This window comes from Mycobacterium tilburgii (genome assembly GCF_902168065.1).
GTDB classification, from domain to species: Bacteria; Actinomycetota; Actinomycetes; order Mycobacteriales; family Mycobacteriaceae; genus Mycobacterium; species Mycobacterium tilburgii.
This window is the reverse complement of record NZ_LR655724.1, coordinates 21,146-35,646: the sequence shown is the minus strand read 5'-3', so window position 1 is coordinate 35,646 and position 14,501 is coordinate 21,146. Positions and strand designations below refer to the sequence as shown.

The 14,501-nt window shown below is 64.2% G+C and carries 9 protein-coding genes and 4 pseudogenes; 4 read left to right on the top strand and 9 right to left on the bottom strand.

Features of this window, described 5'->3' with window-relative positions:
• The 6 genes and pseudogenes from FQ389_RS13505 to ctaD form a co-directional block, all read right to left on the bottom strand.
• Positions 1-1,149 (bottom strand): annotated as a pseudogene (locus FQ389_RS13505) (DUF222 domain-containing protein); the annotation flags it as partial.
• 106 nt (positions 1,150-1,255) lie between these two features.
• Positions 1,256-1,915, bottom strand: a pseudogene (locus tag FQ389_RS13500) (enoyl-CoA hydratase); the annotation flags it as partial.
• Positions 1,912-2,742 carry an NUDIX hydrolase gene (locus tag FQ389_RS13495; protein WP_144208453.1) on the bottom strand — a complete coding sequence of 277 codons (831 nt, stop codon included), beginning with the start codon at positions 2,740-2,742 and terminating at the stop codon, positions 1,912-1,914. The gene FQ389_RS13495 and the pseudogene FQ389_RS13500, both read right to left, overlap by 4 nt.
• Positions 2,739-3,614: an ABC transporter ATP-binding protein gene (locus FQ389_RS13490; protein ID WP_407662886.1), complete on the bottom strand. Its 876-nt coding sequence runs from the start codon at positions 3,612-3,614 to the stop codon at positions 2,739-2,741. The genes FQ389_RS13495 and FQ389_RS13490 overlap by 4 nt, the downstream gene beginning before the upstream one ends.
• A gap of 29 nt (positions 3,615-3,643) precedes the next feature.
• Positions 3,644-4,873, bottom strand: coding sequence for a phosphoserine phosphatase SerB (gene serB / locus FQ389_RS13485; protein WP_144208447.1), 1,230 nt, complete (start codon positions 4,871-4,873; stop codon positions 3,644-3,646).
• A gap of 22 nt (positions 4,874-4,895) precedes the next feature.
• Positions 4,896-6,640 (bottom strand): annotated as a pseudogene (ctaD, locus tag FQ389_RS13480) (aa3-type cytochrome oxidase subunit I).
• 227 nt (positions 6,641-6,867) lie between these two features.
• On the opposite strand from ctaD, the gene FQ389_RS13475 reads away from it, so the two are divergent.
• Both FQ389_RS13475 and FQ389_RS13470 read left to right on the top strand, forming a co-directional pair.
• The gene (locus FQ389_RS13475; RefSeq protein WP_407662885.1) at positions 6,868-7,941 is read left to right on the top strand and encodes an iron-siderophore ABC transporter substrate-binding protein; all 1,074 of its coding nucleotides are present in this window, start codon (positions 6,868-6,870) and stop codon (positions 7,939-7,941) included.
• A 77-nt stretch (positions 7,942-8,018) separates the two neighbouring features.
• A pseudogene (locus tag FQ389_RS13470) lies at positions 8,019-9,051 on the top strand (NAD(P)-dependent alcohol dehydrogenase).
• A gap of 284 nt (positions 9,052-9,335) precedes the next feature.
• Here the strand turns inward: FQ389_RS13470 and FQ389_RS20330 are convergent.
• Together FQ389_RS20330 and FQ389_RS13465 are read right to left on the bottom strand one after the other, a co-directional pair.
• The gene (locus tag FQ389_RS20330) at positions 9,336-9,458 is read right to left on the bottom strand and encodes a hypothetical protein (protein WP_260860760.1); all 123 of its coding nucleotides are present in this window, start codon (positions 9,456-9,458) and stop codon (positions 9,336-9,338) included.
• A complete protein-coding gene (locus FQ389_RS13465; RefSeq protein ID WP_260860759.1) occupies positions 9,443-9,841 on the bottom strand; it encodes a hypothetical protein in 399 nt (132 codons plus the stop codon). Before FQ389_RS13465 ends, FQ389_RS20330 begins: the two co-directional genes overlap by 16 nt.
• A gap of 1,579 nt (positions 9,842-11,420) precedes the next feature.
• Between FQ389_RS13465 and FQ389_RS13460 the strand changes: the two genes are divergently transcribed.
• Both FQ389_RS13460 and FQ389_RS20325 read left to right on the top strand, forming a co-directional pair.
• Positions 11,421-11,783, top strand: a complete 363-nt coding sequence (locus tag FQ389_RS13460; RefSeq protein ID WP_144208439.1) for a type II toxin-antitoxin system Phd/YefM family antitoxin — start codon at positions 11,421-11,423, stop codon at positions 11,781-11,783.
• An 876-nt stretch (positions 11,784-12,659) separates the two neighbouring features.
• On the top strand, positions 12,660-12,863 hold the full coding sequence (locus FQ389_RS20325) for a hypothetical protein (RefSeq protein ID WP_260860758.1): 204 nt from the start codon (positions 12,660-12,662) through the stop codon (positions 12,861-12,863).
• A 659-nt stretch (positions 12,864-13,522) separates the two neighbouring features.
• Here FQ389_RS20325 and nrdF read toward each other — a convergent pair.
• Positions 13,523-14,497: a class 1b ribonucleoside-diphosphate reductase subunit beta gene (gene nrdF, locus FQ389_RS13450; protein WP_186296422.1), complete on the bottom strand. Its 975-nt coding sequence runs from the start codon at positions 14,495-14,497 to the stop codon at positions 13,523-13,525.
• Positions 14,498-14,501 lie beyond the last annotated feature (4 nt).

The window sequence follows — 14,501 nt, the reverse complement described above, 5'->3', positions numbered from 1 at the left end:
ACGGTGGGTGGGGGGAGGTTTGGTGGGCGTGCCAGTGATCCTGGGCGCAGTGGTCGTCCGTTGCGGTCGGTGATGGTGGGTTCGGTGGCGGGTCCGGTTTATGGTGATGACGCCGCGGTGGTGTGCGCGATGGTGATACGGGCACAGCAGGACCAGGTTGGCCAACTCGGTGGGGCCGCCGTCTTCCCAGTGCCGCAGGTGGTGGGCGTGCAGGCCGCGGGTGGCGCCACAGCCGGAGACCGCGCAGGTGGGGTGGCGGTTGCTCGAGAGCGCTACAAAGCCGCCGGTTGACGGTGCGGGTGGTCCGCCCGGCGCCGATCACTTGCCCGTCGCGTTCGAACCAGATTTTACCGCTGGCATCACAGGTCAGGTAGCGGCGTTCGGCGTCGGTGAGCAACGGACCCAGATGCCGCGCCGCGGACTACTGTGCGACGTCGAGATGCACCACACGGTGGTGTACTGCCGGTGGGCGCCGGGCGGGTCGCTTCAACATCCCATCCGGCCTCGACCGGGCGCAAGAACGCCTCCACGGTGCCCCTGTATCGACGCCGTGCTCTCGGATGCACCCGCGCCGTTGCCGCGATCGTGTTGCCACTCGGCGATCAGCGCCTCACAGTGCGACGCCAGCGCCGCGTCGAACTTCGCGCCCCAGGGTGATCCGCCAACAGGTGCATTCCTCGGTCGAGGTGCTGGTGATCGAGGGTTGCGGATGCGGGCGGGAGTGGGGTCGGGTCGCGGTTCCAGCTTGACCGCGGTGCGCAGCTGGTTGACCGTAGCGACCTGCGCCAACTGCGCGTGCGAATCGGATCCCGCCCCTGCGCGGGCCGCAACGACGCCGACCTGATCCAGCGACAGCCTCCCCTGCCGCATACCCGCCGCGCAGCGCGGAAACTCCTCGAGCCGGTGCGCGACAGTGGCGATCGTGTGAGCGGTTGCCGATGACGAGCCCAGTTTCCTGGCCAGCAACGCCGCCACCGACCGCGCACCCGCCGCCCCACACAAGTCGTCACGGTCGATCTCGGCGGCGATCTCCACGATCCGCGTATCGATCGCGTTGCGCTGCCCGGCCAACTCTGCCAACTCCTCGAACAACACCTCGGTCCGCTCCGCAGGGCTCACCCCCATCGAAGCCGACGCGGTCGAATACACAACCACATCATCGCGACCAGGTACGACACATTCGCACCCAAACCCGCGCCAGGCCGCACCGTCACACACCACCCGACACAGCCCACTAACCGCCGACGCCGTCCCCGAACACCGCATCAATACCCGCCTTCGCGACCGCCCGAGCACCCCATAGCCCATCCAAAAACCGACGCGCCCATGCCGTGGCGCAGTCGTAGACGTCGTCGGGGGCCACCATCTCGTCGATCAGGCCCAGTTGCAGGGCTTCCTCGGCGTCGACGAAGCGCCCGCTAAAGACCAGTTCCTTGGCCTTGCTGGCTCCGGCCGTCCGGGTCAGGCGGGCCATGCCGCCACCACCGGAAACCAACCCGGCCAGGATCTCCGTCGCGCCGCACTTCACGTTGTTTCCGGCGATCCGCCAGTCCGCGGCGAGCGCCAGAGTCAGACCCGCGCCCAGGGCGTAGCCGGTGACCGCGGCCACGGTCGGCTTCGGGATGGCGGCGACGGCCTCGACCGCCTGCACGCGCACCCGCTCCGCGACGGCGGCTTCGGCCGCGGTCAAGGTCGCCAGCTCGGGCATGTCGTCGCCGGCGGAGAAGATCTCGTGCCCGCCGAACAGGATCACCGCGGCAACATCGGCACGCCGGCCCAGCTCGTCGGCCGCGGCGGCGATCTCCCGATAGACCTGCCGGGTCAGCGCGTTGGTGGGCGGGCGCGACAGCAGCAGGACGGCCAGTCCGGCGTCCTGGGATCCGTCGCTGACGACGACGTGGACGAACTCGCTCAAAGCGGCCACTCCATGGAACCGCCCGCCTCGCGCGCCCGGTGGTAGCGGTCGGAGTCGAAAAACTCGAAAACCCAGTTGTCGCGGCGCTTTTCGAGCAGCGGCTGCACGGTCCGGATCTGGCGTTCGACCGCTAGCACGTCGGCGACGCTGCGGCCGGCCAGCGAGTCCAGCTGCGTCCAGGTCGGCGGCAGCAGGATGTTGCAGCCCGCCTCGAAGTCGTCGATCGCGTCCTGCGGTGACGCCCAGCCGGCGCGGTCGGACTCGGTGTTCTGCCCGTCGGCGCGCTGCCCCTCGGGCAGCGCCGCCACAAAAAAGTAGGTGTCGTAACGGCGGGTGCGATCGGCCTCCGGGGTGACCCAGTTGGCCCACGGCCGCAGCAGGTCAGAGCGCAACACCAAGTTCTCGGTGCGCAGGAAGTCCGCGAACGACAGCGTCCGGTCGTCCATGGCGCGCCGGGCGTCAGCGTAGACCGATGCGTCGCGGACGATGCCCTCCGGCGCCGACGTCGACTGCCCGGCCGAGCCGGCGAACAGCACCCCGGACTCCTCGAACGTCTCCCGGGCCGCCGCACAGACCAGCGCCGCGGCCAGCTCGGTGTCGACGCCGAACCGCTGTGCCCACCATTCCGGGGACGGACCGGCCCAGGCGATATCGGCGTTGCGATCGCGGTCGTCGACGCCGCCGCCGGGGAACACGATCACACCCGGGGCGAACTCCATCTTCGAGTGGCGGCGCATCAGGAAGACGTTCAAGCCGGCGGGCGCGTCGCGTACCAGCATCACGGTGGCCGCTGGCCGGGTCGGCAGGGGTTCGGGGGTGGCGTTCATTCCGCCCTCCTACGGTGAGCCGCGCGGGGACGGAGGCGCCGCGCAAAGTATCGCCCGTCGATGACCTCGAGGGCGATTTGCTGCCCGAACGCGGCCGACAGGTTCTCCGAGGTCAGCACGTCCGCCAGCAATCCGACCGCCACCACCTGGCCCTCCGAGAGCAGCATACAATGGGTGAAGCCTGGCGGCACCTCTTCGACGTGATGGGTGACCAAAACCAGTGCCGGCGCGTCGGGATCGGCGGCCAAGTCGGCCAGCCGGGCCACCAGTTCCTCGCGGCCGCCCAAATCGAGGCCGGCGGCGGGTTCGTCGAGCAGCAGCAGTTCCGGATCGGTCATCAGCGAGCGGGCGATCAGCACCCGCTTACGCTCCCCCTCTGACAGCGTGCCGTAGGTGCGGTCAGCGAGGTGCTCGGCGCCCAGGCTCTCGAGCATGTCCAGCGCGCGCCGATAGTCGACGTCCTCGTAGCGCTCCCGCCAGCGGCCCAGCACCGAGTAGCCGGCCGACAAGACGAGATCGCGCACGATCTCGTCTCTGGGTATGCGCTGCGCCAGCGAGGAGGAACTGAGCCCGATCCTGGCCCGCAGTTCGGAGATGTCGACCCGGCCGAGCCGCTCGGCGAGCACGAAGGCGACGCCGCTGGACGGGTGCTCACTGGCCGCGGCGATCCGCAGCAGCGAGGTCTTTCCGGCGCCGTTGGGACCGAGAATCACCCAGCGTTCTTCGAGTTCGACCGCCCAATCTAGCGGACCGACCAGGACGTTACCGCCGCGGCGCAGCGAGACGTTTCTGAAATCGATCAGCAGATCAGGATCGGCCACAGGCTCATCTGTTTCGGGGCCGGTTTCGGGCACCCGACCATCGTGCCGTATGCCACGCGAGGCACCCAATCGGGGGAATCTCAGGGAACCTCGGGGCGGCGCACTTCGCCGTGGACGGCGTCTGCAGCCTCGATTTCGCCGCGGGTCACGCCCAGCAGAAAAAGCACGGTGTCCAGGTACGGGTTGGTCAACGATGCGTCGGCGACCGCGCGTAGCGCCGGTTTGGCGTTGAAGGCCACGCCCAGACCGGCCGCGCTGAGCATGTCGATGTCGTTGGCGCCATCCCCAACCGCGACGGTCTGCGCCATCGGCACCCCGGCTTGTTGGGCAAAGTCGCGCAGCGCCTTGGCTTTTCCGGGCCGGTCGATGATCTGGCCGACCACCCGGCCGGTGAGTTTACCGTCGACGACCTCGAGCTCGTTGGCGGCAACGAAGTCCAGCATGAGTTCCTCGGCCAGCGGTTCGATGATGCGCCGGAACCCGCCGGACACGACGCCGCAGTGATAGCCCAGCCGCCGCAGAGTGCGCAGCGTGGTGCGGGCGCCGGGCATCAGCTCCAGCTGATCGGCGACCTCGTCGATGACGGTGACGGGCAGCCCTTCCAGGGTGGCGACCCGCTGTACGAGCGACTCGGCGAAGTCCAGCTCGCCGCGCATCGCGGCCTCGGTGATCGCGGCGACTTTGCCCTCCGCGCCGGTCTTGGCGGCCAGCATCTCGATGACCTCACCCTGCACCAGGGTGGAGTCGACGTCGAACACGATCAGCCGCTTGGCCCGCCGTTCCAGGCTGTAGTCTTCGACCGTCACGTCGACGCCCTGTTCGGAGGACACCTTGTTCAACGCGGTCCGCAGTGCGGCGTCGACGCCCTGCGGCACCGACACCCGCAGTTCCAGCCCGGTGACCGGATAGTCGGAGACACCACGGATGAGATCGATGTTCACCCCGAGGCCCGCCACGGCCCGGGCGACCGCGCCAAATGCCCCGGCGGTGATGGGCCGGCCCAGCACGAAGATGGTGTGGGTGGATGGTTCCCGGATGACCGGCACGGCGTCGCTGCGCTCGATGGTGACGTGGAGCCCCAGCCCGTGAATGGCGTCCTGGACGTCGTCGCCCAGCACGATGCTTTCGGCGACGTCAGGCGGGCAGCAGAGCAGCACACCCAGCGTCAACCGGCCCCGGATGACGACCTGCTCGACGTTGAGCAGGTCTATGCCGTGCCCGGATATCGCATCGAAGAGAGCCGAGGTCACGCCTGGCTGGTCCACGCCGGTGACGGTGATGAGCACCGACACCTTGGGTGGCGTGCTCACTCCCGATTGCCGCGACGGACCATCAGCTGCGTACGTCGACGTCGTCGAGCCGGGTCACGTCGTTGCCTTCGTGACCGTGGCCCGGCCAACGTGCGATTTGGCACGCATCCGTTCGACCATGTGCGGGTAGTGCAGTTCGAACGCCGGACGCTCCGACCGGATGCGGGGCAACTCGGTGAAATTGTGCCGCGGCGGCGGGCAACTGGTCGCCCACTCCAGCGAGTTGCCGTAGCCCCACGGGTCGTCGACGGTGACGACCTCGCCGTAGCGCCAGCTCTTGAACACGTTCCATACGAACGGGAACATCGAGGCGCCCAGGATGAATGCCCCGACCGTCGAGACGATGTTGAGGTTCTGGAAACCGTCGGTGGGCAGGTAGTCGGCGTATCGGCGCGGCATGCCCATGTCGCCCAGCCAGTGCTGCACCAGGAACGTGGTGTGGAAGCCGATGAACGTCAGCCAGAAGTGCAGCTTGCCCAGCCGCTCGTCGAGCAGCCGGCCGGTCATCTTAGGGAACCAGAAGTAGATGCCGGCGTAGGTGGCGAACACAATGGTGCCGAACAGCACGTAGTGGAAGTGCGCGACGACAAAGTAGCTGTCGGTGACGTGGAAGTTCAACGGCGGGCTGGCCAGCAGCACACCGGTCAGACCGCCCAGCAGGAAGGTGATCAGGAAACCGACCGAGAACAGCATGGGTGTCTCGAACGTCAACTGCCCCTTCCACATTGTGCCGATCCAGTTGAAGAACTTGATCCCGGTCGGCACGGCGATCAGGTACGTCATGAAGGAGAAGAACGGCAGCAGCACGGCGCCGGTGGCGAACATGTGGTGCGCCCACACCGCCACCGACAGCGCCGCGATCGACAGCGTCGCGTAGACCAGCGTGGTGTAGCCGAAGATCGGCTTGCGGGAAAACACCGGTAAGATCTCCGAGGTGATCCCGAAGAACGGCAGCGCGATGATATACACCTCGGGGTGCCCGAAAAACCAGAACAGGTGCTGCCACAACAGAACTCCACCGTTGGCCGAGTCGTAGATGTGGGCGCCCAGGTGCCGGTCGGCGGCCAGACCGAACAGCGCCGCGGTCAGCAGCGGGAAGGCGATCAGCACCAGGATCGATGTCACCAGGATGTTCCAGGTGAAGATCGGCATCCGGAACATCGTCATACCCGGTGCGCGCATGCACACACAGGTCGTGATCATGTTGACCGCGCCGAGGATGGTGCCCAGACCGGCGACGGCCAGGCCCATGATCCACAGGTCGCCGCCGGCGCCCGGTGAGTGGATCGCGTCGGTCAGCGGGGTGTAGGCGGTCCAACCGAAGTCGGCAGCACCGCCCGGCGTGATGAACCCGGCCATACCGATGGTGGCGCCGAACAGGAACAGCCAGAACGAGAACGCGTTGAGCCGCGGGAAGGCGACGTCGGGCGCACCAATCTGCAACGGCAGCACCAGGTTTGCGAAGCCGAACACGATCGGCGTCGCGTAGAATATCAGCATGATCGTGCCGTGCATGGTGAACAGCTGGTTGAACTGTTCATTCGACAGGAACTGCAGCCCCGGCGCCGCCAGCTCGGTACGCATCAGCAGCGCCAGCATCCCGCCGATAAAGAAGAGGATGAAGCAGGTGACGCAGTACATGATGCCGATCAGCTTGTGATCGGTCGTCGTGATCAGTTTGTAGATCAGGCTCCCTTTGGGACCGGTCCGGGCCGGGTAAGGCCGAACGGCCTCGAGTTCCCCCAACGGGGGCGCTTCGGCTGTCAACAGCTCCTCCAAAACATCCGTCCCAGACAGGGGTTCACCCAAAATCTTAGCCCCCAGCCGGGCCCACTGACAGGCCTGGTCCTACATACTGTCGTAAATGGCTGATCGAGGGCGCCGGACCACCTCGTCAGAACGGTTCCCAGCTGGCCAGATGTTAGCGTCGATGCGTGCTATTCGTCCGTCGGAAGCCCACTGTGAGGTCCGGGTCGGAACCCATCAACAGGCATCTGATCGCTTCTGTCGCCGCCGTGACCGCCGTCGCCACCGCGGCGGCGCTGGTGTGTGGTGCGTGCGGTTCCAAGCAGTCCGGTTCCACGTCGTTGGTAACGCCCACCACGCAGATCGCGGGCGCCGGGGTGTTGGGCAATGACCGCAAGCCCGACGAGTCGTGCGCCCGCGACCCGGCACCGGCCGACGCCGGTCCGGCGACCCGGCCGGCCCACAACGTCGCGGGCGTCACGCCCGACACGGTCCAGGTCCCGGCCGAAGCTCAGCGGATCGTGGTGCTCTCCGGGGATCAGCTGGACGCGCTGTGCGCGCTGGGTCTGCAGTCGCGAGTGGTCGCCGCGGCGCTGCCCGACGGCTCGCCGGGCCAGCCGTCTTATCTGGGCGCCGCCGTGCACGCGCTGCCCGGCCTCGGCAACCGCGACAACCCCAACCTGCGCGGGATCGCCGCCGCGCACCCGGACCTAATTCTGGGCTCGGTCGAGTTGACGCCGCACATGTACCCGAAGCTGGCGGCGATCGCGCCGACGGTGTTCACGGGCGCACCCGGGGCGAGGTGGGAAGACAACCTGCGCGCGGTCGGGGCGGCGACCGCGCGCTCCGGCGCCGTCGACGAGCTGATCAGCGGCTTCAAGCAACGCGCCGAACAGATCGGGCCCCGCCACGACGCCGCGCACTTCCAGGCGTCGATCGTCCAGCTGACCGTCAACAGCCTGCGCATCTACGGCGCCAACAACTTCCCCGCCAGTGTGCTCAGCGCCGTCGGCGTGAACCGGCCGGCCGCCCAGCGTTTCACCGACAAGCCCTACCTCGAGATCGGTGCCACAGACGCCGACCTGGCCAACGCGGATTTCTCGGCGGCTGACGCCGATGTGGTCTACATGTCGTGCGACACCAAGGCTGCCGCGGACCGGGCCGCGACGGTGCTGGACAGTGCCCCGTGGCGCAAGCTGTCCGCCAATCGGGACAACCGGGTTTACATCGTCAACGACGAGATTTGGCAGATCGGCCAGGGCATCATCGCCGCCCGTGGCATAGTCGACGACCTGCGTCTGGTCAATGCCCCGATCAATTGACCGAGTCGGACCGACTAGCCCGAGGCCATTGCCTAGCTAAGCTTTTCTCGGACACGTCACATCGAAGAGGGATCGCAATAAGCGCTGTTTCCGCGTATATCGCCACGTCAGCAACCAAACCGCTGACGAAAGGGACTATTTGAGCGCCGCGCGCGGGCCGCACGACGTCGTCATCGACATCAAGCTCGCGGGGATCTGCCACTCCGATATCCACACGGTCAAAGCCGAATGGGGGCAACCCAACGACCCGCTGATCGTCGGCCACGAGATCGCCGGCGTGGTCAGCCAAGTCGGCCCCGAAGTGACCAAGTACTAAGGTGGGCGACCACGTGGGCGTGGGTTGTTTTGTCGATTCGTGCCGCGAGTGCAGCAGCCGTAAGGCCGGCATCGACCAGTACTGCAAGCAGGGTGCGACCTTCCGTCGACAAGTACGGCCAGTTGACCCACGACGGGTACAAGCCAGGCGATCGTCGTCGACGAGAACTACGTGCTGCGCATTCCCGCGTCGCTGCCGCTGGACAAGGCTGCGCCGCTGCTGTGAGCGGGTATCACGCTCTACTCACCACTCCGGCACTGGAAAGCCGGCGAGGACACCCAGCGGGCGATCATCGGGCTGGGCGGCTTGGGCTACATGGGCGCGAAGCTCGGGACGGCGATGGGCGCCCAGGTCACCGTGTTGTCGCAGTCCCTGAAGAAGATGGAAGACGGGCTGCGCCTGGGCGCCAGCCAGTATTAAGCGACGTCGGACCGCGACACCTTCCGCAAGCTGCAGGGCAGCTTCGATCTGATCCTGAACACCGTCTCGGCGAATCTGCTGCTCGACGACTACATGAACCTGCTCGACGTCGACGGCACGCTGGTCGAGCTGGGTATACCCGAGCATCCCATGCAGGTCGGCGCGTTTCCGCTGGCCCTGATGCGGCGCAGCCTGCCCGGATCGAAACATCGGCGGCATCAGGGAGACCCCAGGAGATGCTCGACTTCTGCGCCGAGCACGGCGTGACCCCCAAGATCGAGGTCATCGACGCCGATTACATCAACGAGGCGTACGAGCGGGTACTCGCCAGCGACATGCGCTACCGCTTCGTCATCGACATCTCAACTCTGTGACACGCCCTCGGGTAGGTCGTCGCGGCGGCAGGCAATTTCCTCGGCCACCTCGCCGTGTTCGTCTCCGGGGATTGGCCCGCTTTGCTGCTTACCGAACTACGATGAGCGGGCCGAAGACGGCCTGAGCCCGCCAGGGCAGAACCGGGCAGAACGGAGTGGTCATGTCTGGTCTGATGAGCAAGCTCGCCGTCACCCTGGTTTTGGCGTTTGCGGCCACCACGACCGCGAGCTGCACCATCGATTGCACACCCGGCGAGCTCTGCAGCATGACCTGATCCGGCGGATCAGCTGTTCTCCTCACGCAGCGCCTGAATAGCCAGGTTGTTGAGCAGTTTGCGGCCGGGATCGGTGCGCAACTGAGGCAGCATCGCCGAGACGACACCGGCCGCGGTCAGCGCGAGCCGCACCAGACCGTCGGGGGCGGTGGCGGCATCGCGCAGTACCTCGTACTCGACGCTGGTGTGTACTCGACGCTGGTGTCTCCGGAATGCTGTGCTATCGCCATGCGGGCCACCAGCCGGTTGTCGCGATCCAGATACAGCTCGTCGGCGGCGGACGCCGAGATCAGCGTGTCGCCGATCTCGGCGATCTCGTACGGCTCACACAGCTGCGCGACCAGCTGCCACAGGATCGACACCGTAGCCCGGATCAGCTGCGCCAGCCGGTCGGCCGGGATGACCTCGTCGTGCACGATCACGCGCATGCCCGCCTCGTCGCCGCGCTCGCCGTGCTGAATAAGTGCTAACGCGCGACGAAAGTCCGCAGCACCGACCGGGTCCTCATTGCTCACCCCGTCCATTTTGCCCGCGGCGTCGACCGACGGCGCACCGGCGAGAAGGTAGCGCGGGCTTGGAGCGCTAACACCCTTGCTGCCAAGCCTGCGCTGTAGGTACCGGGCTCTGCGCATTGCGGCCTTGGCGTTGCCAGCGCTTCCGTTCTAACGTCGAAATGAAAATGACTGCGGTGCAGTGCGATTGGCAACGAGCGCCCTGGGCGAAAGATGACGGCCGGAGGGTTTGTAACACACGCATGAATGTCGGTTTGGTGAGTGAGGCGTTGAACAGCGTCCTATCGCCTACCACGATGATGAAGGCGTCTTGCCGAGTCGACTCCGTTTGGGTACCGAATCCGTCTCAATGCCATGCTGCCGCGCGCGGTCGCTACGTCACGACTTCGGAATGGCTCGGGTCGTCTTGCCGATCAGGTAGGACAGACCCGCAGCCGGAGAATAAGGTCGTGATTCTCATCGCTACCTTGCGAGCGGACAATTCCGATCTAACCAGACGAAACGATCGCATTAACTCAATGCTAGTTATCTGTAACCGTGGGCAAAATGTCGGCACCGTGGACAGGTACAGGGTGAAAGGCGAGTCCCCGGCACCCAGCTAAGAGCAGGCAGTTAGTCAAGGGGCTGGGATCACCACGGCACCGGGTTACTGTGGAAGAAGCGCCATAGCGGCGCATCCTGCGGCGGGGGCATCAAGACAGTGGCGCTCGTGAGGGTGCCTCCCGCCGCTACGTCAGCACGTTCTCGACATTTGGGAGGGGTGGTTGGCTGGCGCCGCATCGCGTCAGTAATGAAAACGCGAACGGGGATCGGTTGGGTGACAGGATTCGACGGCTTCTCGGGAAGCTGTTTGGGAGAACGCCAGAAACCGAGAACAGGACAACCGCCGCTATAAACGCCACAGCGCCCTTGCGAAATTGGCGCAATAGGCCCTTATACGCGTTCGACATGTCCCGATAGTAAGCGGTTTCCTCGACGGTGCCTATCCGTTGTTGGAGGTCGTCGAGTGACTGACGGCCACCAGATCGCTGAGGTGGTCGTGAACCTCCGTCGCGGCCTCGTCATAAGCCTTAAGCAAGTCGGTCACCGTCTCGTAGGTGCCGAGCAGTAGGTTTTTCGGGCGATAAGTCAGAGGACATCTAGAGCTAATCTGCCCGCCTTCTCTTGGCCTTTATCGAGCGCACCCGCCGGCATCTCTGCGTTGGCGAGTTCTATAACCGTGCAACGCGGGACGGTCAGGATCTTGACCGTTCGAACCAAGAGAACAATTGTGGGGGGGACAATGTGGTGACGACTGCCACTGCCGCCAAGGCGGCGCCCCACGGGTTACGGTCAGAGTAGTTGACGACTTGAGCGCCTGCGACAATGGAGGCAACAACCGCTCCCGCCGCGGCAACCAGCCACTTTACCGTGGATCTGAGGTTCTCCAGCGCGGGCCCGTAGTGGCTTCCTAGCTGGGCAGATGCGTCGTTGCTTGCAGCTACCGGCTGTGATATCAGACAAATATAGTACATTTGGAGTAGTTCTGCGCTATGTTTTCGTTTGAACGCGTCAAAAGCTATGGGGGATTGGAGGCCAAGAGATGACGCAAGGCGTGTCCCACGACATTGACCAGGTCCAGGTGTACACGATGCGGGAACTGAACCAGCACACGGCCGACACGATCGAGAAGATCAACCGTTCGGGAAAGCCGACGATCGTTACACGCCACGGCCGGTTTGTCGCCGCGATCTATCCGCTGGCTCACAAGCCTGGGATCGAATCTCGGACACTCGCGCGTGCGCTTGAGGAACTTGATGCTGATGTCCGGAGCCAACTAACCGGGGAATCAAACGTGAGCGGAATCTACACTGCTCAGGAGGCTGCCGACGACTTCGGTGGTGTTGATGCAAACGTTGACGGGGCCGATCGAGAACTCGACAGGAGTCCGCACTGGCAGCGCTGATTCAGTCAGCGTCCACGCGGGGAGGTCGATGAAGCGGGCAAGGTATGCGCTGGAAACTACGGAAACCATCAGCAGCGTGTCGCCATCAAGATCGGATTCGATGACTTCCTCGTCTGTAGCCCAGGAGTATCAGGAGTATATGGATACGTAGTTCCAGGCGTTTGATGGAGAGTTTTCGGTATCACCTCAAACTGCTAAAAAGCGGCGGGGTCGTTTCGACACACCGCACGCTGCCACATGACCGGGACCGGTCTCTTCAAGATCCCTTCACACGTTGGGCTCTGTGACTTCTTGAGCTCTTCGGCGTTGATCTCCATGAGTTCGGCGATAGTCCACGGCTGAAGATTTAGGTCCCGGATGCATTCCAACGCGTACGCGGAATAGGCCACCCCCTACGGTGACGATGAAAAATATTCCCCCGCACGTAACCACGTAACGTATAAGACCACGCCGAGAAGAGGGCACGACAGGCTTTCAGCAGTGCTCAGCAGCGCCCAGTGTTACCGAATGATCCGATCAACGGGCACAGATTGCCCGCCGTGGATCCTAATTCAGAGCGGAAGCAACCACACACATTGCTTCGCATTTTTACGCCCGTACGTATATCCGCAGGCCCGGAAGGTAGTCGCCGACAATGGCCCTATCCAATGATTATCGCCTTCCCGCTGCAGCGGCCGCACCGTGCCGGCTCCCTGAGTTCCTAACAGGCGTATCTGGCACGCCAGTGCGAGGGTCAGGGCCAAGACGAGCTGCTGTGGTCCGACGATGACGGGAAACATCTGAGACGGCCGCATCCGGCACGACCTCGACATACCGCCGACAGCCTTGCAGTGAGGGCCGGGGCCAACGTCAAGGCGGTCCAGAAGATGCTGGGGCATGCCCGCGGCGGCGATGCCCTCCTTGGACATCTACGCGGGCTCGTTCGACGACGACCTCGAGGCGGTCGCCACCACCCTGAACGACGCACCCTCTCGAATCGTCGAAATACTAGCAGTCCCCCCGGATCACTTGAAGCTTAGGCCTGGCAGTAATATCAGTCGCGCCGCCCGGACCAAAACCGCCCTCTGCCACGACAACTAATCCGGACACATAACTGTTGAATTCCGACAGCGGCAGACCGAATTGTGCTGCCATCTTTCGCGTCGTCAAATTGACAGTTCGCAACGCTGCCATTACCTTCCTGAGGAGCTGAGACGATTCTTTAGGGATTTGCGAACCTGGTTCGGACGAAAATCACGCTTACTCAACTCAATACACACCGAGCGGTATCCCCAGTCAGTCAAAAGGTTGAGTGAATTGAGTCGTCTCGCAAGCGCCATGGCCGAGACATGCCACTTGCTCTTCGCCCGGATTACGTCGTCCACGGTAGCACCAAATAATCCAGCGGCCAGAATCTACCCCGCGGCATCAGAAACACGCTGGCGAAGTCATTCGCCTAACGCTCAGCCTCATGACCTTGAGGGCACTCATGTTCACCATTCATAACCAGGGGTTCACCAACAGAGGTTCGGTCACTGCAAGTTTCTCTCTCGTAAATGAGGATGTCTACAAAATCTACCACGAACGAGGTGTCAAAACTGGACATCTAACACGGCGGGTCGGCCCGGCTTAGCCGCGGGCCCTTTGTCAAATGTGGGCAGAAAGTGGGCACGGTGTCCGCACAAGCTCCAACCTGACCAGCAGGACAAATTCGGTGAAGCACGAGGTCTAAAACAGCGATAAGGACATGAACAGCAGGTTTAGAAGTCCCAGTCCTCGTCTTCGGTGACGACGGCCTTGCCAATCACGTATGACGAACCCGAACCGGAGAAGAAGTCGTGATTCTCGTCGGCGTTGGGCGACAGCGCCGACAGGATCGCGGGGTTGACGTCGGTCTCGTCGCGCGGGAACAGCGCCTCATAGCCGAGGTTCATCAGGGCTTTGTTTGCATTGTAGCGCAAGAACTTTTTGACGTCCTCGGTCAGCCCGACCTCGTCGTAGAGGTCCTGGGTGTACTCCACCTCGTTGTCGTAGAGCTCGAAGACCAGCTCGTAGGTGTAGTCCTTGAGTTCGGTAAGCTTGGCCTCGTCGACCATCGCCAGGCCCCGCTGGAACTTGTAGCCGATGTAGTACCCGTGCACGGCCTCGTCGCGGATGATCAGCCGGATCATGTCGGCGGTGTTGGTCAGCTTGGCCCGGCTGGACCAGTACATCGGCAGGTAGAAGCCCGAGTAGAACAGGAAGCTCTCCAGCAGCGTGGAGGCCACCTTGCGCTTGAGCGGCTCGTCGCCGCGGTAGTACTCCATCACGATCTCGGCCTTGCGTTGCAGGTTGGGGTTCTCCTCCGACCAGCGGAACGCGTCGTCGATCTCGGCGGTCGAGCACAACGTGGAGAAGATCGAGCTGTAGCTCTTGGCGTGCACCGACTCCATGAACGCGATGTTGGTGTAGACGGCCTGTTCGTGTGGCGTCAGCGCATCGGGAATCAGGCTGACGGCCCCGACCGTGCCCTGGATGGTGTCCAGCAGCGTCAGTCCGGTGAAGACGCGCATCGTGAGCTGCTTCTCGTTGGCGGTCAGCGTCCCCCACGACGGTATGTCGTTGGACACCGGCACCTTTTCCGGCAGCCAGAAATTGCCGGTCAGCCGGTCCCAGACCTCGGCGTCCTTGTCGTCTTGTAGCCGGTTCCAGTTGATCGCCGAAGCACGGTCGATCAGCTTCATGTTTTCGGTCACCAGA

What these genes read in the sequence shown, in the direction of transcription:
- FQ389_RS13495 (WP_144208453.1), bottom strand. Translation starts at nt 2,742, where the DNA reads ATGAACGCCACCCCCGAACCCCTGCCGACCCGGCCAGCGGCCACCGTG.
- FQ389_RS13460 (WP_144208439.1), top strand. Translation starts at nt 11,421, where the DNA reads ATGACGCAAGGCGTGTCCCACGACATTGACCAGGTCCAGGTGTACACG.
- FQ389_RS20325 (WP_260860758.1), top strand. Translation starts at nt 12,660, where the DNA reads ATGCCCGCGGCGGCGATGCCCTCCTTGGACATCTACGCGGGCTCGTTC.